Origin of the sequence: Mediterranea sp. An20 (genome assembly GCF_002160055.1) — a bacterium.
GTDB classification, from domain to species: Bacteria; Bacteroidota; Bacteroidia; order Bacteroidales; family Bacteroidaceae; genus Bacteroides; species Bacteroides avicola.
Genome location: NZ_NFJV01000010.1, coordinates 50,041 through 70,250 on the forward strand (window position 1 = coordinate 50,041; position 20,210 = coordinate 70,250).

A 20,210-nucleotide genomic window follows, 5' to 3' on the forward strand; every position below is an offset into this window, starting at 1 on the left:
AATAAGGCGAACGCTTGCTGATTCAAAAAAAGTCCGTATCTTTGCACCCGTTAAAACGAAAGGCTCCTTAGCTCAACTGAATAGAGCATCTGACTACGGATCAGAAGGTTACAGGTTTGAATCCTGTAGGAGTCACTAAGTAGTGTGTAATATAAGCAGGCTCCTTAGCTCAACTGAATAGAGCATCTGACTACGGATCAGAAGGTTACAGGTTTGAATCCTGTAGGAGTCACAAAAGGGAATCTTACAAAGACATTGTAAGGTTCTCTTTTTTTTTATGCGCGTATGGAGTTTCAGTTCAAGCTCCGGGGTCCGAAGTTGGTCCTTATATTGGGGAAATCTGCTTCTAAGGTACTTGAATTTTGCTTATTATATATGAGGAAATCTATTCTTGGGTATTGGGATTCCTAACCCTTAGGTTTAGCGGTCTAACCCTTAGGTTTAGCAACCTAACCTTTAGGTTTGGCTGGCTAACCTTGAATGTACGCATATCCCCCAAAAAACAAGAGGGTGTGTCAAAATTCAAAATCACTATCATTCATTCTGTCATGTTGAGCGGAGCGAAGCGAAGTCGAAACATCTCACATTACGCATAGTGAGACCCCTCGACTAAGCTCGGGGTGACAGAATGATAGGTAATATTTATTTTGACACACCCTCTTGTTTCCTACTGTTTAAAGTGTCAGCACTTGATATTCAGTTCATTTAATATCTTGCGCATGGCTTCAAATGTTGTGATGCGGGTGGGAACCAACGGCAGCCGAAGCTTGTTTTCCACCATTCCCATGGCATTGAGCATGGCTTTTACTCCGGCCGGATTGCCGTCTACAAAGAGCAGCTTAAACAATTCTGCAAACTTGTGATGAATGGCCAGGGCATTGGCATAATCCCCTTGCAGGGCTAAACGCACCATTCGGCTGAATTCGCGTGGGAAAGCATTCCCGATGACAGAGATAACCCCCACGGCTCCCAAGGTGATGAGTGGGAAAGTAATGCCGTCATCACCGGATATGACATCGAACGAATCTGGTTTGTTTTTAATAATATCATCCATTTGGGTGATATTTCCGGAGGCTTCTTTTACGGCTATCACGTTCTTGAAGTCACGGGCTACCCGCAAAGTGGTTTCGGCTGTCATATTTACTCCCGTACGGCCTGGCACATTGTAGAGCACGATAGGCATGTCCGGGCGTGCTTCGGCAATTGCTTTATAATGCTGGTAAATGCCTTCCTGCGAAGGCTTGTTATAGTAAGGCACTACAGAAAGCACGGCATCTACCCCGGTGAAATCATCGTTTTTGAGCGTTTCTACAATAGAACGGGTGTTGTTTCCGCCTACACCCAGCAAAATGGGGATGCGGCCCCCGACGCGCTCTATCACTCTTCTTTTGATTTTTTGTTTCTCATCCTCTGTCAGCGTAGGAGTCTCGGCCGTGGTGCCAAGCACACAAAGAAAATCTGTATTGTTCTGCACCTGGTAATCAACCAGCCGCATCAGGGCGTCGTAATCAACGCTTTCGTCTGACTTAAAAGGGGTAATCAAGGCTACTCCCATACCTTTCAACTTGGTACGTATCATAAATCCGGTATAAATCTGTTTATTTTGAGACTGACAAAAGTACTACTTTTTTCTTTCTCTTGCGATTTTTCTCAAGAAAAAAAATAGATTTGCTTACGATTCGTCAATCATTTGCAGGAATTCTTCTTCATCTACAATGCGAATGCCCAGCTTTTGGGCTTTCTCCAGCTTGGCGGGGCCCATGTTCTCGCCTGCCAGGATGAAGCTGGTCTTCGAAGAAATACTTCCTACATTTTTTCCTCCGTTTTTCTCTATAAGCTCTTTGTATTCATCGCGGGAGTGATGCGCAAAGACACCGCTAATGACAATGCTTTGTCCTGCCAGCCGCTCGGTGCGTCCCTGCTGCCCCTCTTCCAAGCGTCGGAATTGAAGACCGGCGTTCTCAAGCCGTTCCACCAATGCGCAATTCTGTGGGTTAGCGAAGTAGCTTACAATACTTTGGGCGATTTTCTCTCCTATTTCGTCAATGTTTGTCAGTGTGTTGACGTCGGCCGACCGGAGATGGGCGATGTCAGAGAAAGAACGCGCCAGTTTTTTGGCTACGGTTTCTCCCACAAAACGGATGCCCAAGGCGAAAAGCACGCGCTCGAAAGGCACCTCCTTGCTGGCTTCGATGCCGCGGATAATGTTCTCTGCCGATTTCTTGCCCATGCGCTGCAATCCCATGATGTTTTCTGCACGCAAAAGATAAAGGTCGGAGACATCTTTTATAAGTCCCATCTGGTAGAAAAGATCTACGGTTTCAGGACCCAGGCCGTCGATGTTCATGGCGCGCCGGCTGATGAAATGCTCTATCTTGCCCTTTATCTGAGGTGGACAGGCTGTTTCGTTGGGACAATAATAGGCTGCTTCTCCTTCATAGCGGACCAGTTGGCTTCCACACTCAGGGCAATGCGTAATGAAGCGCACTTTCTCGCCGAGTGAAGCGCTCCGCGCCTCTTTGTCAACCCCTGTTATCTTGGGAATGATTTCGCCGCCCTTTTCCACATAAACCATGTCTCCTATATGCAAATCCAGACCTTCAATGATGTCGGCATTATGCAGGGAGGCTCTTCTGACAATAGTGCCCGAAAGTTGGACAGGGTCGAGGTTGGCTACCGGGGTTATGGCTCCCGTGCGGCCTACCTGGTAAGTCACCTTATTGAGCCGGGTCAAAGCCCGTTCGGCCTGAAACTTGTAGGCAATGGCCCAGCGGGGTGATTTTGCCGTATATCCCAAATTGCGTTGCTGCCGAATGCTGTTAACCTTCAGCACGATGCCATCGGTTGCCACGGGCAGGTTCTTTCGTTCTGTATCCCAATACTTGATGTACTCAAAAATTTCCTGCAGGCAGCTTGCTTTCTTCATGTGTTCGGAGATTTTAAATCCCCACGTACGAGCCACTTGCAGGTTCTCATAGTGCCCGTCCGATGGCAAATTGTCTCCCAACAGGTAATACAGATAGGCATCCAGCTTGCGGTTGGCTACCACAGCCGAGTTTTGCGACTTTAAAGTGCCCGAAGCAGCATTCCGCGGATTGGCAAACAGTGGTTCTTCCCTCAACTCCCGTTCACGGTTCAATGCTTCAAATGACGTCCAGGGCATCAGGATTTCCCCCCTTATTTCAAACAGGGGTGGATAATCGCCATGAAGTATCAGGGGGATACTCCGGATGGTTTTTACATTGTCCGTCACGTCATCTCCTTTTTCGCCGTCACCGCGTGTAACGGCCTGCACCAGTTTGCCATTCTCGTAGGTCAGTGAAATAGATGTACCGTCGTATTTCAGTTCACAGCAAATCTCAAAATCCTCATTCAACGCCTTGCGCACTCTTTCGTAGAACTCAGCCACTTCGGTTTCCGAATAGGTGTTGCCCAAAGAAAGCATGGGATATTTGTGTGCCACTTGCCTGAAGTCTTTGTTCAAATCGCTACCCACGCGCATAGTGGGCGAATTTTCATCCTGATATTCGGGGTGCGCTTTCTCCAAATCCTGCAGTTCGCGCATCATGTCATCAAATTCCTTGTCGGAGATTTCTGGCGCATTCAACACATAATAATTATAGTTGTGTCGGTGCAACTCTATACGCAGATGATCTATCTTTTCTTTAATCGTCATATTTCCTCTGATTGTTTGTTTGCAAAAATACGGGTTTCTCCCTGAATATTCGTAATTTTGCGCCCAAAATTGAACAATATACATATATGCGCATTGATATCATTACTGTTTTGCCGGAAATGCTGGAAGGCTTCTTTAACTGCTCCATCATGAAGCGTGCCCAAAACAAAGGGCTGGCAGAAATACATATCCATAACCTTCGTGATTACACCCTGGACAAGCATCGCCGCGTAGACGATTATCCTTTTGGCGGATTTGCCGGCATGGTTATGAAAATCGAACCTATTGAACGCTGCATCGATGCTCTGAAGGCTGAGCGTGAATATGATGAGGTCATTTTTACTACCCCCGACGGAGAACAGTTCAACCAGCCTATGGCCAACACCTTATCTTTGGCGAAAAATCTTATCATTTTGTGTGGCCACTTTAAGGGAATTGACTACCGCATCCGTGAACATTTCATTACAAAAGAAATCAGTATCGGCGATTATGTGCTAACCGGAGGAGAATTGGCAGCAGCCGTGATAGCTGACGCAATTGTAAGGATTATTCCTGGTGTTATCTCGGATGAACAATCGGCTCTTTCTGATTCTTTCCAAGATAATCTGCTGGCTGCACCGGTATATACCCGGCCTGCAGATTACAAAGGATGGAAGGTTCCTGAAATTTTACTCTCCGGGCATGAGGCTAAAATTAAAGAATGGGAGTTGCAGCAGTCAATAGAAAGAACGCGGAGACTCCGTCCGGACTTGCTGAATGAATAGACTCCGTGATGTTGATAAAAAAGAAAAGGACATTCTTTGTGGAATGTCCTTTTTTATGATATATAAATGCGAATGCCGTCTGTTTGTTAGCGGTCATACCTCAAGCGCACCGATTATCTGGCGTACTGACGTATAATTATGTCGCTTGAGATAATCATCGATGCCTTCGATTACTTTGAGTGTGACAGTAGGATCAATGAAGTTTGCAGTACCAATCTGAATGGCAGAGGCTCCGGCTAACATAAACTCAACAGCGTCTTTCCAATTCATGATTCCTCCCAATCCTATGACCGGAATTTTTACTGATTTCGCAACTTGCCAGACCATACGCAAAGCTATGGGCTTTACCGCTGCTCCAGACATTCCCCCCGTTACAGTGGAGAGAACCGGACGCCTACGTTCTGCATCAATGGCCATCCCTAACAGTGTGTTAATCAGGGATACACTGTCTGCTCCTCCGTTCTCTGCCGCACGAGCTATCTCGGTAATATCGGTTACATTGGGCGACAGTTTTACAATAAGTGTTTTCTTGTAGACCTCGCGCACTGCCCTTACAACCTCTTCTGCGCCTTTGGCTGTAACCCCAAAAGCCATTCCTCCTTGCTTCACATTGGGGCATGAAATATTCAGCTCAATAGCAGGAATATTTACAAGTTCGTTGATAATAGAGGCAGTTTCCACATAATCTTCAATGGCCGAACCCGATACGTTGACAATCATATTGGTTTCAATGTCCTTAATGCGCGGATAAATGTGCTCTACAAAATAATGTACACCCTTATTTTGCAGTCCTACAGCATTTAACATGCCTGATGGGGTTTCTGCCATGCGCGGATATGGGTTCCCTTCACGTTTGTGAAGAGTAGTCCCCTTTACAATAATACCACCTATTCGCGATATATCTATAAAATCAGCAAATTCCTCACCGTATCCAAAAGTACCCGATGCAGTCATCACCGGGTTTTTCATTTGTAATTTACCAATGTTTACATTTAAATCTGCCATAATAGTTTATTGATGTTAAATACAGGACCTTCTTTACATACACATAAATGACCTTCCGTGGTATTTTCTACGCAACACAAGCAGGCTCCGATGCCACAAGCCATTGTATTTTCCAGAGAAACTTCACAATTAACGTCTTTGCTTTTGGCAAATTTGGCTACTGCCATCATCATGGGTTTAGGGCCACATGTATATATGTGTTCAAAATTTTTCTTAACGAGAATGGAGTGCTGAGTGACGTATCCCCGCTCACCGTGGCTGCCGTCTTCTGTTGTCGTATATACTTCACCGTAATTCTGAAATTGTTCCAACTGCAGCAGGTCTTTACTGGTTCGGGCTCCCAGCAGAAAAGTCGGATGACTTCCGCTTTTGGCAAGTTGTTCACCCAGATAAAGCATAGGGGCAGTGCCTACACCACCACCTACCAATAAGAGCTTGTCAGAGGGATTTTGAGGCATTGTAAAGCCATTTCCGAGCGGCAATAATACATTGATAACATCGCCGACTTTTGCCTCTCCTAAATGCTTTGTACCTTCGCCGATAAGCTGAATCAAGAACCAGACTTCATTCTTCCCGCGATCCACATAATTAATAGAAATGGGGCGGCGCAAGAAGGTGGCAGGTGAGCCGTCCACACGGATTTCAGCAAACTGCCCCGGATGCATTTCAGGGAGCTTTTCCGGAGCGGTGAGCTTTAATAATGCATAGTGACTATGCAACCGGAGGTTTTCGGTCACCGTCAAATCTAACATGTATTTTTTCATAAATCAACTACATTGATGATAAAATTCTTTTGCTTGGCAAAGATACACCATTTTTGTGCAATTCTAAGAGGCTTTGCATCTCAATTTGCAGGTTTAAAAGTTTCATAGGTGTTGTCATCGAAGAAAATGCGTATTTCAGTGATTTTCCGAGGAGGTCTTTCTTTATATACAATCTCCTGTTTTACAATCTCTTTAGCCTCGTTTGATGGCTGTTCTAACGGCTTTTCCTTGCGATTTTCCGCACGACCTTGTCCTGCGCTCGAATATTCTGCATTCTCAGCGAATAAAGGATAACAAGAATCGGCGTTTAAAGAATCGGTAGAACCAAAATTAAGGTCATTGCTCATGTTGCCCTTGCCGGTCAATAACCATTCCAGGTTGATGTCGGCATAACGTTGGTGAATGCGCAATACCAAGTCTACGCCAGGCTTGTTTCTCCCACTCAAAATGTGAGAGATGGCAGCTTGCGAGGCACCCACGCTTTCGGCAAAAGCTCCAGCTGTGAGCTTTTCTCGCTCCATTATCAGTTTAAATCTGTCTTTAATATCGTCCATATATAGAATATTACAACTATAAACTTTTCCGTTGGAGATTACAAAGGTATATTTTTTAATTTACAACTCCAAATTTACTACTGTATATCTTTAATATTACAATCGTATTACCCATCTGTACGATTATAAATTATACATGTGTAAAGACGGTTTCGTTAATCGAAAATCTACTTTAATAAAGTAGCCTAATAGTCTAATTATAATATAGATAAATAGATGTATTTGCATATATAACCTATGATTTACAAATGTCCCTTTGAAATAATCCAGCATGTGTGACTATTTGATTTAATATAAGCATATAACATTCATATAAACAAGGTGTTATATTCAGATATAGACGTTATAAAAAACAAGTGTAAAGAGTAATTATACCTTCTGTTTATGAAGGTATTTAGTGCGTATTACATCTGTATATATTACATATGGAATATATTATGCTACAATATGAACATTGTACAATTACAAAAATAAATGCAGATAAGTATGATTGTGAATATCTATGGTTGCAAAGAGAACCATTTAAGAGATTTGCCAGGTGGGTTTTAGCGTATATTGGAACAGAAATATCAAATATTCATTATTTGCATCTCTCTATTTCCATTAGATTATGTCGTACAAAAAGGAAGACATCTGTGTATTGAGTAGGCTTGGTGTTATGTGTTACACCTCCCACATGGGGCATGCCTTTTTCTAAATAAAGTTTGCAAGCCTCTCCGTAAGTTGAATACGTGCATTTTTCTTGGCGATAAAGAGTGAGCATTTCCTCACGTTTATCCCATTTTCCTGGATGGTGATGCTGAATGTAAATAAGAACAGTCTACTTAAGCCATTTTCCTTGCAAAATTTGCAGTCACCTCCTACTTCACTCTGAAATAGGCGATTCTCAGGCCGTTTAAACAAAATTATCTGCCTGGTGTATATCAGTGAGCAATTTGGCCGGAGTCAAACCCTATTCATTGGGTTGTCAATGTAAAATTTTAAATACTAATTCACGCAAAATATCGGCATTACTTTGTGAGGAATTATCTACCCCTTTTGATGCGGCATCGGCATAACGGATCTCCCCGATAATCTGCATGGTTTTTATTCCGCTATATCTTTGCATGGCAATCATATATTCTTTGGATTGCCAAGCACTCTTCAATCCGAGGAAAGAAGCGATGCCCTGTTCGGTCTTTTGTGGGGCATAGTAAGCCAACATCAGATTGGAAAAGAATCCAAAAAGTAAAGATAAAGTCATTTGGATTGGGTTTGTTTTTGGATTTTCTTCAAAATATTTTACGATACGGTTGGCTTTCAGGACATCTCTTTCTATTAAGGCACTGCGAAGTTCAAAGTTATTATAGTCTTTGCTGATGCCGATATTCTGTTCTATCTGTCCGGGGGTAATTCGTGTCTGTTTGTGAGGAAGCGTAATAATAAGCTTTTCCATTTCGCCGGTCAAACGGCTCAAATCTGTCCCTACAAAATCGGCAAGCATGGACGCAGCCTTGGGTTCTATATCATATCCTCTGCGCTTTAAGTAAATATTTATAAACGATGGAAGTTGTGTCTCTTTTAGTTTTTTCGATTCAAACAGAATGCCGCATTTCTCAATTTCAAGTGCGATTTTTTTACGTTTGTCTAATGTTCCATGCTTGTGGCAGAAAACCAAAATTGTTGACTTTTGCGGTTTCTGCAAATAGTAAGACAGCTCTTCTGTGGCCCTCAGAGATTGTGCTTCTTTTACGATGATAACCTGATATTCTGACATCATCGGATAGCGCTTGGCTGCACTGATAATAGTTGGCATGTCTGTATCAGAGCCATAGACCACAGTCAGATTGAATTCTTTTTCGGCATCAGACAAAACATTTTCGGTAATATAGTCCGATAAGAAGTCGATATAATACGACTCTTCTCCCATCAGATAATATATGGGATAATAGTGTTTGGATTTCAACTCCTTGAGAATATCATCGAAGGTCACTTCTTGTTTGGGCATAATAATATGGAAGAAAACAATGATTTACCAATCAAATTTCAGATGTCTTACAGTCCGCTTTTCGTCTATAATCATACGGAGGGCAGAAATTCCGGTATCCAGATGTTCGGCAGCATAGTTTTGTGTCACCATGTTGTCGCTTTTATCTGTTTTCACTCCTTCCGGAATCATGGGCTGGTCAGAAACCAACAGCAAAGCCCCGGTTGGGATATGATTCGCAAAGCCGCATGTAAAGAGAGTGGCAGTTTCCATATCCACTGCCATGGCACGGGTTTTCAGGAGATAGGCCTTGAAACGGTCGTCGTGTTCCCAAATCCGGCGGTTGGTTGTATATACAGTTCCTGTCCAATAGTCATGAGCCTTATCACGGATAGCCGAAGAAACGGCACGTTGAAGCATAAAGGCAGGAAGCGCCGGCACTTCAGGTGGGAAATAGTCATTGGATGTTCCCTCACCTCGTATGGCGGCAATCGGCAAAATGAAATCGCCTAATTTGTTTTTCTCACTGATTCCCCCACATTTGCCCAGAAAAAGGCAAGCTTTGGGTTGGATAGCACTGAGCAAATCCATGATAATGGCAGCATTCGGACTCCCCATGCCGAAATTGATAATCGTAATGCCGTTGGCGCATGCCGAAGTCATGTTGGCATCCCGGCCTAATACCGGAACATCGAATTTTTCCGAAAAGAGATTGATATATTTATTAAAGTTAGTCAGCAGAATATATTCCGTGAAGTCTTCTAACTTTCTTTTTGTATATCGGGGAAGCCAATTTGCTACAATTTCTTCTTTAGTTTTCATTCGATTTCACTATTTTTGCACGATTAATGTTGCTTCCAGGCGAAGTGTAAATGCAACCTAATCTTTTATCCTTAATTAGTTTGACAAATATAGGAAATGTTATTGTTAAATTTACCCTCTTTCGACACCAAAATAATGAAAAGAGACGGAAAAAATGTCATCTTTGACATAATCCGGCGCAAATATGTGGCACTGACTCCAGAAGAATGGGTGCGGCAGCATTTTGTACATTTTCTCATAGAGCAAAAGGGTTACCCGCGGTCACTGCTTGCCAATGAGGTGCAATTGGTATTGAATGGCACAAAAAAGCGCTGTGATACCGTGCTTTACAAGCGCGATCTCACAGCGCAAATGATTGTGGAATATAAAGCTCCGGATGTAGAAATCACGCAATCCGTTTTTGATCAGATAGGCCGCTACAATCTGGTATTGCATGTAGACTATCTGGTGGTCAGCAACGGCATACGGCATTTCTGCTGCCGGATGGATTACGGGCAGAAAAAGTATGTCTTCCTGCCCGAAATTCCAGCTTACAAATGTCTGTCAATGGAATAAGTACAAACGGATTCTCTTATTCGCTTGTGATTCTCCGTCTGCGGGTAGGCTTATCCTTCGGAGCTTCCGACTTCACGTCAGGAGCAACGCCTGCCAATTCCGGGTCTATCATAATGCGGCCGCAATATTCGCAAACAATGATTTTCTTGCGCGAACGGATGTCCAACTGACGCTGAGGCGGAATTTTGTTGAAGCAACCGCCGCAAGCATCGCGCTGCACATAGACAATGCCCAGACCGTTGCGCGAATTCTTACGGATACGTTTGAACGACTGCAGGAGGCGCGGTTCTATTTTAGTTTCCAATTCCTTGGCTTTATCGCGCAGTTTTTCTTCTTCCTGTTTGGTTTCTGCCACAATCTCGTCCAGCTCGTTTCGTTTGGCTTCCAGGTCTTTGGTGCGCTCTTCTAATTTTTCAGAGCACTTCCCTACTTCCTTTTCTTTGTCGTTCTGCTGGTCGGTGAATTCGCGGATGCGCTTTTCGCAAAGTTCAATTTCCAATGTCTGGAACTCAATTTCTTTGCTCAAGAAATCATATTCACGATTATTGCGCACATTATCCTGCTGTTCTTTATATTTGGCAACCGAAGATTTTGCAGCTTCTATCTCTACCTTTTTCCCTGCAATAGAGGTTTTCAGTTCTGCAATCTCCGATTTCAGTCTTTCGATACGTGTGTTCAAACCGGCAATTTCATCCTCCAGGTCCTGCACTTCTAAGGGAAGCTCACCTCGAAGCGTTTTGATTTCGTCTATCTTTGACAGCATTGTTTGCAACTGGTACAAGGCTTTCAGCTTTTGTTCCACAGTTAAATCTTGAGGATTCTTTTTTGCTTCTTTTGTCGTAGTAGTTGTAGCCATATCTCGTTGATTAATAAATATTATTCTTACAAGTATTTTATAGGATTAGTATTGGTCCGCGTCTGACGCACGTCAAGCGTGGGGAACTGCTCCCGAATGATGTTCTCAAATATTTCCTTGGTATATTGCTCGCTCTCGTAATGCCCTAATGAGGCCAAAAGGATGTCATCGTCATGCCCGAAGAATTCGTGATACTTGATTTCACCCGTTACGAACACATCGGCACCTTCTTCCAATGCTTTAGGGATAAGAAACGAGCCTGCTCCGCCGCAAAGAGCCACCTTTTGTATCTCACGTCCGCGAAGCCGGTTGTGCATCAAGCACTCCGATTCGAATATCTTTTTTATCCTGCGAAGGAAATCCGTTTCGGTCTCGGGCACTTCTAAAGAGCCAATGACCCCCGACCCCGACAGACCGTCTTCGCCCTGCGGCTGCAAAATACGCAAATTGGCAAGCCCGATTTTTTCTGCCATCTTGAAATTCACTCCTCCCGGCGCATTGTCCAGATTGGTATGGGCGGCATATATGGTTATGTCATTTTTGATGGCTTTCATTACACAGCGTTCTATGTAGCTGCTGCCCGTAATGCTTTTCAATCCATGAAACAGCAACGGATGATGGGCAACAATCAGATTGTAACCCAAAGAAGCAGCTTCATCTACAACGTCTTCAGTAACGTCCAGACACAATAAAGCCCCTGTGGCGTGCGCTTCTGTCACTCCCGTCTGTAAGCCGGCGTTGTCAAATCCGTCTTGCAGGGGCAGAGGCGCAAATCGTTCAAGGGCTGCAATAATCTCCTTAATCTTCATTGCGTTGGCAAATTTTATGCAAAGGTAAGCAAAAAGTATGGTATTTTGCACTGAACACCCTGAAAAAGTGAGGTGATTTAGACTTTTTATGGAGTGCTCAGAAGCATCTGAGGGGCTGCTTGCGCCCAAAATAAACCGGAAGCAAATGTCCGGACGCTTACAAGCATCTTCCTAAGCACTTGGAAGCGCGCTCGCAAAGGCTTACGAGCAGTCCTCTGATAGGTATAGTTCAACATCCTGGTTGACAGCAAGATACAGATGCAGGTGGTATCTGTCGCTCATTTGCTGGTCTTCCAAAACCTCTTCAACGTTCTTAATTGACGCAATCGCCTGTTTTTATGCTGTATTAACAGTTTTTTTTCTCTCTATCGGTTGCCATCTTTTGGTGGTAAAGCAGGTTCCATGTATCTTTGCATAACTAATAAATGGAATATACTTATGGGTTATGTATTAGGAATGCCGCTGGAAGGCGCGGCAAACGAACAAGATTATCAGGTACGTTTTGGTAAGAACATGTCATACCAAGTTGAGATGCGTGCCCCGGTGCTGCCGGCTGAATGGGCTCTGCAGAGTGGCATCCAGCTCACTTGGCCGCATGAGCAGACGGATTGGGCATATATGCTGGACGAGGTGGAGGACTGCTTTACCCGTATAGCCCGTGAAGTAGCCCAACGCCAGCAACTGCTCATTGTGCATCCTCACCCTGAACAGGTTAAACGAAAATTAGAGCAGGCGAATGTATATCTGAATAATGTTTCTTTTGTCGCTTGTGATACCAACGATACCTGGGCACGTGACCATGGAGCAATCACGATGCTCGACGTGAACGGTCCTTCTTTGTTGGATTTTACCTTCAACGGCTGGGGACTGAAATTTGCGGCGGATAAAGACAACCTCATCACGCGACAACTGGTAAAAGCACGTGCCCTGAACGGGGCTTATGTCAACCGCTTAGGTTTTGTCTTGGAAGGAGGTTCCATAGAAAGTGACGGGGTCGGTACCCTGCTGACAACCAGCCGCTGCCTGTTGTCCCCTAACCGCAACGGGCAAATGAACCGGGCTGAAATAGAGGAATATCTGTGTTCTGTGTTTCATTTGCAACGCGTTTTATGGTTGGAGCATGGGTATTTGGCCGGCGATGATACAGACAGCCATATTGATACCTTGGCCCGTTTCTGCGATGCAGATACCCTTGCTTATGTGAAGTGTTATGACACGGAGGATGAGCATTATGAAGAATTGAGCCAAATGGAAGCAGAATTGCAGTCGTTCAGGAATCTGGCCGGAGAGCCCTATAACTTGTTGCCCCTTCCCCTGCCCGACCCTATTGTGGAGAATGGCGAGCGCTTGCCTGCTACTTATGCCAATTTCCTCATATTGAACGATGCCGTTCTTTATCCTACTTATGCACAGGCAGATAAGGATGCAGAAGCTGGCAAGATACTGAAGGAGGCTTTCCCTGGAAGAGACATCGTAGGGATTGATTGCTGTCCGTTAATCCGTCAGCACGGTTCTTTGCACTGTGTGACAATGCAATATCCCGCCGGGGTAATAAAAAGATAAAACGACGGAGAACTGGTGCTTATCCGTCTTGTATGGAACGAAAAATCAGTGTGGTTCCATGACTTTGTGTAAGATATAAGATGTATCTGATTAGTTACTTAATAAATAATGTATATAAATATGGCAAGGAAACTGAAAGTTGGAATTATACAGCAAGCCAATACGCCCGATTTGCATGAGAATTTGATGAATCTGGCACGCAGCATTGAAGCTTGCGCTTCTCACGGAGCCGAATTAGTGGTGCTTCAGGAGTTGCATAACACTCTTTATTTTTGTCAAACAGAAAACACCCGTCTTTTTGATTTGGCCGAACCTATTCCCGGCCCTTCCACAGGCTTCTTTTCGGAACTTGCTGCTTCTTTGAATATCGTTCTGGTAACTTCGCTCTTCGAAAAAAGAGCTCCCGGATTATATCACAATACAGCTGTTGTATTTGACAAAGATGGTAGCATAGCCGGTAAATATCGCAAGATGCACATTCCGGACGACCCCGCATATTACGAGAAATTCTATTTTACTCCAGGCGATTTAGGGTTCAATCCCATACAAACCTCCATTGGGAAACTGGGAGTTCTGGTCTGCTGGGATCAATGGTATCCCGAAGCTGCACGCTTAATGGCGTTGAAAGGAGCTGAGTTGCTGATTTATCCCACTGCTATCGGTTGGGAAAGTACTGATACCGATGATGAAAAAATGCGGCAATTGAACGCATGGGTCATTGCCCAACGTGCGCATGCCGTTTCTAACGGCTTGCCTCTCATTAGCGTCAATCGTGTCGGACACGAGCCCGATCCTTCCAAGCAAACTAATGGCATTCTGTTCTGGGGAAACAGTTTTGTTGCAGGTCCGCAAGGTGAGATTCTGGCTCAAGCTGCCAATGACCGACCAGAAAATATGGTGGTGGAAATAGATATGGAGCGTTCGGAAAACGTCCGCCGTTGGTGGCCATTCCTGCGCGACCGCCGTATAGACGCTTACGAAGGCCTGCTGAAACGTTTTATAGATTAAAAGTCAAACGTTTATTCATCAGGAACTGTACTGTACCGTATACAAACAGACCTAAGAATTGGGCAAGGTATTCATTGCAGCCTAAGCCTTCTACCAATCCGATAAGAAACAAAAACTGAGCTATATAAGCTAATCCGAAAGCGATAGAAAAGAGCAACACCTGGCGCCAGGTGCTGCTCTTTTTATCAGAAGGGAATATCCAGTACTTAGACCATAGGAAGTTATGAGTCTGAGCAACGATATAAGCCGTAACATTGGAGAGGCGGTAATTGACATCTACTACGTGCATCATAAACCAAACCATCAGTGCAGTAATCACGGCGTTTAATGTACCGATTACTGCAAAACGGAATATCCGAGTCGATTCTTTCACCGTCTTCCTTGTTTTTATTGCTCTTTCACTGTCAGTTTCAACTCTTCCAGCTGTTTGGGTTCCAAGAAAGAAGGAGCATCTAACATAACATCGCGGCCACTGTTGTTCTTGGGGAAAGCAATGCAATCCCGAATGCTGTCCAAACCAGCGAAAATGCTTACCCAACGATCCAGGCCATAAGCCAATCCTCCATGAGGAGGTGCGCCATATTTGAAAGCATTCATCAAGAAGCCGAATTGTTCCTGGGCACGCTCAGGTGTAAAGCCCAATATCTCAAACATTTTTTCCTGCAATTTTGCATCATGAATACGGATGGAACCTCCTCCCACTTCAATGCCGTTGCATACCATGTCATAGGCATCGGCACGGACAGCCTCCGGATTGGTATCCAACAAAGGAATATCTTCGTCTTTAGGATGTGTAAAAGGATGATGCATGGCCATTAAGCGACCTTCTTCCTCGCTCCATTCGAACATGGGAAAATCGACTACCCATAGCAAAGCGAATTTGTTCTTATCTCTTAATCCTAACTGGTTGCCCATTTCCAGACGAAGTTCGCACAATTGCTTACGCGTCTTCATTGTGTCATCGCCGCTCAAGATTAGAATCAAATCGCCCGGCTTTGCACCAAAAGCAGCCTTTACCTGCTGAAGCACTTCCTGAGTATAAAATTTGTCTACACTCGACTTGACATGTCCATCCGCTTCAATGCGTGCATAGACCAGTCCTTTGGCACCTATCTGCGGTTTCTTTACGAAATCGGTTAAACCGTCAATCTGCTTACGGGTATAATGTGCAGCACCTTCTGCGCAAATACCACCGATATAATTGGCATTGTCGAAAACAGAGAAGCCATGACCTTTCAGAATATCCATCAGCTCAACGAACTTCATGCCGAAACGCAAGTCCGGTTTGTCGCTTCCATAATACTTCATGGCTTCAGCCCATGGCATACGCAGGAAAGGTTCTGTTAATTCTACTCCACGAATAGTCTTGAACAGATATTTAGCCATGCCCTCAAATAAGTTGATGACATCATCTTGTTCTACAAATGACATTTCACAGTCAATTTGAGTAAACTCCGGTTGGCGGTCGGCTCTCAAGTCTTCGTCACGGAAGCATTTGGCAATTTGGAAGTAACGGTCGAACCCTGATACCATCAACAGTTGCTTCAGAGTCTGGGGGCTCTGAGGTAAGGCGTAAAACTGCCCGGGATTCATGCGCGAGGGAACGACAAAGTCGCGTGCTCCTTCAGGAGTAGAACCTACCAATATAGGAGTTTCCACTTCAATAAACCCTTGAGAATCCAGATATTTGCGCACTTCAATAGTCATCTTGTGACGCAATTCCAGATTTTTACGCACAGCTGCACGGCGCAAGTCCAGATAGCGGTACTTCATGCGAATATCATCTCCACCATCCGTATTATCTTCAATGGTAAAAGGAGGTACTAATGAAGTATTGAGTACATTCAACTCTGATACTATAATTTCTATATCCCCTGTTGGTATATTGTTATTCTTGCTGAACCGCTCATTGACCGTACCTGTTACCTGAATCACATATTCACGTCCCACATGGTTGGCCTGTTCGCAAAGCTCAGCGTTCACTTCTTCATTAAATACCAGTTGGGTAATACCATATCGGTCACGGAGGTCAATGAATGTCATGCCTCCCATTTTGCGGCTACGCTGTACCCATCCAGCCAACGTAACCTTCTGATTAACATTAGAAATGCGAAGTTCTCCGCATGTATGTGTCCTATACATATTTAATATATATGATGTTTACAAATAAGCGTTTGCAAAATTAGTGAAAACATAGTATGAAACCTCACAAGTAGATAAGAAAATCATCAATTTTCTCTATTTTCACCATTTCTGTGCAGCCATGGCTTTTCTCTTTCTTTCAATTCTCCCGCCATCTTTTGCAAAAACGAACGGTTCAATTGCTTCAACCCGTTAATGTAATCTTGAGCCCGCTGAAATACATTGGAAGAGTCCTGTTCCGCATCGCGAGGCACAATGACACGCAACTCTTTTTTTACTATGCTTACATTAATATCTGTCCCCATCACCACCGGGTCGCCATCATAATGAACGACACCCGGACTGCTCCGGTGAATCCTGAGTTTCTGGCAGCGGAAGGTTTTGATACAACTGTTCTGGTCAATGGTCTTATGAAACAGCTGATATGCCAACGTAGGCACATCTAAAACGGTAAATGGTTCTAAAATAGTGACATCCAACAAACCGTCATTCAAGGTTGCCTGTGGGGTAATGTAGGCGTTGTTTCCATATTGGGAAGCATTGCCGCAGGCAATCAAAAATGCCCGATAGCGCGATGTGCACCCATCCATTTCCAATTCATAGGTTTCCGGACGGTATTTTAAACTTTCAGACAATGTCTTTTCCAAGTAAGTCTGTGGTCCTCGCCGTCCGGCTTTGGAAAATTGAAGGCTTACAAACGCATCAAACCCTACACCGCAAGTACAAAAGAATGGCAATCCATTAATAAGTCCGTAATCTATAACATCCGTTACCTGCTCATTGATAATGTCTATGGCAGCCTTGGGATCTAACGGTATCTGCAAATGCCGCGCCAGCCCGTTCCCCGATCCACAAGGAATAATCCCCAAAGCAGTAGAGGTATGTACCAAAGAACGTGCAATTTCATTGATAGTTCCGTCTCCTCCAATGGCAATCACGGCAAAAGCGCCTTTTTTTGCTTGGTCGGCAGATATCTGAACGGCATGCCCTGCGTATTCAGTATGAATAAATTCAGGTTCATAAACACCCGTATCTAATCTTTCCTGAACCCATTTCATGATTTGCTCTTTATTTTTAACGCCAGAAATTGGATTTATAATAAATGCTATATGTTTTTTTTCAGCCATACTTTATCGGAATAAAGGAAATTGCTCTGCAAAAGTAATATAAATCTCATAGATTTGAAATCTTCTTGTGTTTTTAAACCGCATCAAGAGATTTTTAGCGGGAAATGAATGATGTAACCACGATTTTTATTATCTTTGCGCGCTGTTTAAAATACAAGTTTATTCTAAGAAAGGAACCTTAGAATGGTTAGGTAATTATTTTGTAAAAAGATAACACATGGGCTTATTACAAGACAAATTTGCAAAGTACGATGTGCCACAACAGTTTATGGCCAAAGGCGTATACCCTTATTTCCGCACAATCGACAGCCATCAAGACACAGAAGTGATAATGGATGGCAGAAAGGTGTTGATGTTTGGTTCGAATGCATATATGGGTTTGACGTATGACAAACGAATTATCGATGCTGCCAAAGCTGCTACAGACAAATATGGTACAGGGTGTGCGGGATCTCGCTTGCTGAATGGTACTCTTGATATTCATGTAGAATTGGAAAAAGAGCTGGCAGAGTTTGTCGGTAAAGACGAAGCCCTATGCTTTTCAACAGGATTCACCGTTAATGAAGGAGTAATCCCCCAACTTGCCGGCCGCGGAGACTATATAATCTGTGATGACCGCGATCATGCTTCTATCGTAGACGGACGCCGCCTTTCTTTCGCTACCCAACTGAAATATAAGCACAATGACATGGAAGCGTTGGAAAAGGAATTACAACGGTGTGAACCTGATGCAATCAAATTAATTATCGTTGACAGTGTCTTTTCCATGGAAGGCGATCTGGCCAATTTGCCGGAAATAGTGCGTTTGAAGAAAAAATACAATGCCAGCATTTACGTAGATGAAGCTCATGGATTAGGAGTGTTTGGCAAGGAAGGACGAGGAGTCTGTGATTACTTTGGCGTCACTGATGATGTCGATTTGATTATGGGAACCTTCAGTAAATCATTGGCATCTATTGGCGGTTTTGTTGCTGGCGATAAAGAGGTTATCAATTGGCTGCGGCATAATGCACGCTCCTACATCTTTCAGGCAAGCAATACTCCGGCAGCAACAGCGGCTGCCCGTGAAGCTTTGCACATCATTCGCACAGAACCCGAACGGATTCAGCGCTTGTGGGATGTGACCAATTATGCCTTGAAACGTTTCCGCGAAGCCGGTTTTGAAATAGGTGACACCCAATCACCGATTATTCCCCTTTATGTACGTGATACGGATAAGACATTCACGGTAACGAAGTTGGCTTTCGACGAAGGTATTTTTATTAATCCTGTCATACCGCCTGCATGCGCTCCACAAGATACTTTAGTGCGCGTTGCTTTGATGGCAACACATACAAAGGAGCAAGTAGACTATGCGGTCGAGAAGCTGACAAAATGCTTTAAACAGCTAAATATTATATAATTGTGTTCCGTATGTTTTCAAGCAAATAGCATGAAAACATACGGAATCTATTTGTTTCTTCATTTTACGAAAGTCTGATATTTTCCCGTCTAAAGATATAAAGACAAGAAAATATTTGCTAAAATGAAGCAAAATGCTTACCTTTGCCAGCGTTTTGGGAACACGGGGTGTAGCGCAGTCCGGTTAGCGCACCTGCTTTGGGAGCAGGGGGTCGAAGGTTCGAATCCTTTCACCCCGACACAAAAGAATCAAGGAGTTACGATAGAACGTAGCTCCTTTTTTATTTTTAATAACCGGTATTCGTTTCCGATGTAGATGACCAGCACATTGCTTATCGCTTGGCGATACGTGACTTATCGCTTGGAAACTCTTTAAGAAGAGCTTATCAGGAAAGTGCTTGTACGCAGGAGACAGCAGGGTTGAGTATGAAAGTTCAAATCACTTTTCCTTCATCTGTTTTTTATAATTTCCCATAAGGGAAGTGCATTTACATGGCCAAATAGAATTGACGGGTCAAATCTTTATAGGCATCTGAATAACTGCCATCTTCATTTTCAATATATAATTCGTTTTTTGGGCATGCTGTGTCAGTTCCAGAAAACTCAAATAAGATACGGCGGCATGGTTTGCCAGGTTTTGTAAATACGTAGGTTTGGCGTAGTGGATAAAAATGACTTTCCAAAGCTGCATCTGTTACCAATCTTTCCATTTCGGCCGGCACTATGATTGCTATATGTCCCGTAGGAGTCAGAACTTTGTAAGCATACCGAAATATCGAGTCATAATTTAATCCTTCTGCATGACGGGCTAAGCGACGCAGAATATTGGGAGAGCGTAGAGCATCCATAAAATATGGTGGATTGGTCACTATCAAATCAAACGACTTCGAAGGGCAATAATTTCTAAAATCAGTACAGACTACATGGATCCTATCATTCCAAGGCGACCGGAAAACATTTTCTGAAGCTTGCTTTGCTGCCTCTGCTTCAATCTCTACCGCCGTAATGTCAGCATGAGGGTTCCGCTGAGCTATTTGTATGGCTATGAGACCACTCCCCGTTCCGATGTCTAACACGCGATGAGCAGATTCCGCTTGACACCAAGCTCCTAATAAAACTCCATCTGTGCCCACCTTCATGGCGCAACGGTCGTGGAAAATGGTAAATTGTTTAAACTTGAAATAGCTATTTGACATAC

Annotated in this window: 18 protein-coding genes and 3 tRNA genes; 8 read left to right on the top strand and 13 right to left on the bottom strand. The window is 43.8% G+C overall.

Annotated features, from left to right (window positions below; translation table 11 throughout):
* Nucleotides 1-61 precede the first annotated feature (61 nt).
* Nucleotides 62-135: transfer RNA gene (locus B5F34_RS07470), tRNA-Arg, on the top strand.
* A 23-nt stretch (nt 136-158) separates the two neighbouring features.
* Nucleotides 159-232 (top strand) — tRNA-Arg (locus tag B5F34_RS07475).
* A 450-nt stretch (nt 233-682) separates the two neighbouring features.
* Here B5F34_RS07475 and dapA read toward each other — a convergent pair.
* Nucleotides 683-1,579, bottom strand: coding sequence for a 4-hydroxy-tetrahydrodipicolinate synthase (gene dapA / locus B5F34_RS07480; RefSeq protein WP_087336763.1), 897 nt, complete (start codon nt 1,577-1,579; stop codon nt 683-685).
* Nucleotides 1,580-1,672: 93 nt separating this feature from the next.
* Nucleotides 1,673-3,676, bottom strand: a complete 2,004-nt coding sequence (ligA, locus tag B5F34_RS07485) for an NAD-dependent DNA ligase LigA (protein ID WP_087336767.1) — start codon at nt 3,674-3,676, stop codon at nt 1,673-1,675.
* A gap of 86 nt (nt 3,677-3,762) precedes the next feature.
* Here ligA and trmD point away from each other — a divergent pair, with 86 nt between their 5' ends.
* Nucleotides 3,763-4,440, top strand: a complete 678-nt coding sequence (gene trmD / locus B5F34_RS07490) for a tRNA (guanosine(37)-N1)-methyltransferase TrmD (protein ID WP_087336770.1) — start codon at nt 3,763-3,765, stop codon at nt 4,438-4,440.
* Between the two features lie 93 nt (nt 4,441-4,533).
* On the opposite strand, the gene B5F34_RS07495 is transcribed toward trmD, so the two are convergent.
* The 5 genes from B5F34_RS07495 to B5F34_RS07515 all read right to left on the bottom strand — a co-directional run bounded on the left by B5F34_RS07495 (nt 4,534) and on the right by B5F34_RS07515 (nt 9,551).
* A complete protein-coding gene (locus B5F34_RS07495; RefSeq protein ID WP_087336773.1) occupies nt 4,534-5,445 on the bottom strand; it encodes a dihydroorotate dehydrogenase in 912 nt (303 codons plus the stop codon).
* The gene (locus B5F34_RS07500; protein ID WP_087336777.1) at nt 5,433-6,209 is read right to left on the bottom strand and encodes a dihydroorotate dehydrogenase electron transfer subunit; all 777 of its coding nucleotides are present in this window, start codon (nt 6,207-6,209) and stop codon (nt 5,433-5,435) included. The genes B5F34_RS07495 and B5F34_RS07500 overlap by 13 nt, the downstream gene beginning before the upstream one ends.
* Nucleotides 6,210-6,289: 80 nt before the next feature.
* Nucleotides 6,290-6,763, bottom strand: coding sequence for a helix-turn-helix transcriptional regulator (locus B5F34_RS07505; RefSeq protein WP_087336781.1), 474 nt, complete (start codon nt 6,761-6,763; stop codon nt 6,290-6,292).
* Between the two features lie 967 nt (nt 6,764-7,730).
* Complete coding sequence (gene holA, locus B5F34_RS07510) at nt 7,731-8,750, bottom strand: DNA polymerase III subunit delta (protein WP_087336784.1); 1,020 nt, start codon at nt 8,748-8,750, stop codon at nt 7,731-7,733.
* 24 nt (nt 8,751-8,774) lie between these two features.
* On the bottom strand, nt 8,775-9,551 hold the full coding sequence (locus B5F34_RS07515) for an AMP nucleosidase (protein ID WP_087336787.1): 777 nt from the start codon (nt 9,549-9,551) through the stop codon (nt 8,775-8,777).
* Between the two features lie 96 nt (nt 9,552-9,647).
* Between B5F34_RS07515 and B5F34_RS07520 the strand changes: the two genes are divergently transcribed.
* On the top strand, nt 9,648-10,106 hold the full coding sequence (locus tag B5F34_RS07520) for a type I restriction enzyme HsdR N-terminal domain-containing protein (RefSeq protein ID WP_087336790.1): 459 nt from the start codon (nt 9,648-9,650) through the stop codon (nt 10,104-10,106).
* Between the two features lie 16 nt (nt 10,107-10,122).
* On the opposite strand, the gene B5F34_RS07525 is transcribed toward B5F34_RS07520, so the two are convergent.
* A complete protein-coding gene (locus B5F34_RS07525) occupies nt 10,123-10,962 on the bottom strand; it encodes a C4-type zinc ribbon domain-containing protein (RefSeq protein WP_087336792.1) in 840 nt (279 codons plus the stop codon).
* A gap of 26 nt (nt 10,963-10,988) precedes the next feature.
* The gene (locus B5F34_RS07530) at nt 10,989-11,771 is read right to left on the bottom strand and encodes a Nif3-like dinuclear metal center hexameric protein (protein WP_087336933.1); all 783 of its coding nucleotides are present in this window, start codon (nt 11,769-11,771) and stop codon (nt 10,989-10,991) included.
* 438 nt (nt 11,772-12,209) lie between these two features.
* On the opposite strand from B5F34_RS07530, the gene B5F34_RS07535 reads away from it, so the two are divergent.
* Both B5F34_RS07535 and B5F34_RS07540 read left to right on the top strand, forming a co-directional pair.
* Nucleotides 12,210-13,334, top strand: coding sequence for an agmatine deiminase family protein (locus tag B5F34_RS07535; protein WP_087336795.1), 1,125 nt, complete (start codon nt 12,210-12,212; stop codon nt 13,332-13,334).
* A 120-nt stretch (nt 13,335-13,454) separates the two neighbouring features.
* Complete coding sequence (locus tag B5F34_RS07540) at nt 13,455-14,342, top strand: carbon-nitrogen hydrolase (RefSeq protein ID WP_087336936.1); 888 nt, start codon at nt 13,455-13,457, stop codon at nt 14,340-14,342.
* Here B5F34_RS07540 and B5F34_RS07545 read toward each other — a convergent pair.
* The 3 genes from B5F34_RS07545 to B5F34_RS07555 all read right to left on the bottom strand — a co-directional run bounded on the left by B5F34_RS07545 (nt 14,332) and on the right by B5F34_RS07555 (nt 17,611).
* Nucleotides 14,332-14,715, bottom strand: a complete 384-nt coding sequence (locus tag B5F34_RS07545; protein WP_087336798.1) for a GtrA family protein — start codon at nt 14,713-14,715, stop codon at nt 14,332-14,334. The genes B5F34_RS07540 and B5F34_RS07545 overlap by 11 nt on opposite strands.
* 14 nt (nt 14,716-14,729) lie before the next feature.
* Complete coding sequence (gene aspS / locus B5F34_RS07550; RefSeq protein WP_087336801.1) at nt 14,730-16,484, bottom strand: aspartate--tRNA ligase; 1,755 nt, start codon at nt 16,482-16,484, stop codon at nt 14,730-14,732.
* Nucleotides 16,485-16,570: 86 nt separating this feature from the next.
* On the bottom strand, nt 16,571-17,611 hold the full coding sequence (locus B5F34_RS07555) for a diacylglycerol kinase family protein (protein ID WP_087336804.1): 1,041 nt from the start codon (nt 17,609-17,611) through the stop codon (nt 16,571-16,573).
* Nucleotides 17,612-17,828: 217 nt separating this feature from the next.
* Between B5F34_RS07555 and B5F34_RS07560 the strand changes: the two genes are divergently transcribed.
* A complete protein-coding gene (locus B5F34_RS07560; RefSeq protein ID WP_087336808.1) occupies nt 17,829-19,013 on the top strand; it encodes an aminotransferase class I/II-fold pyridoxal phosphate-dependent enzyme in 1,185 nt (394 codons plus the stop codon).
* 163 nt (nt 19,014-19,176) lie between these two features.
* Nucleotides 19,177-19,251, top strand: a tRNA-Pro gene (locus B5F34_RS07565).
* A gap of 249 nt (nt 19,252-19,500) precedes the next feature.
* On the opposite strand, the gene B5F34_RS07570 is transcribed toward B5F34_RS07565, so the two are convergent.
* Nucleotides 19,501-20,208: a methyltransferase gene (locus tag B5F34_RS07570; RefSeq protein WP_087336811.1), complete on the bottom strand. Its 708-nt coding sequence runs from the start codon at nt 20,206-20,208 to the stop codon at nt 19,501-19,503.
* Nucleotides 20,209-20,210: the final 2 nt, after the last annotated feature.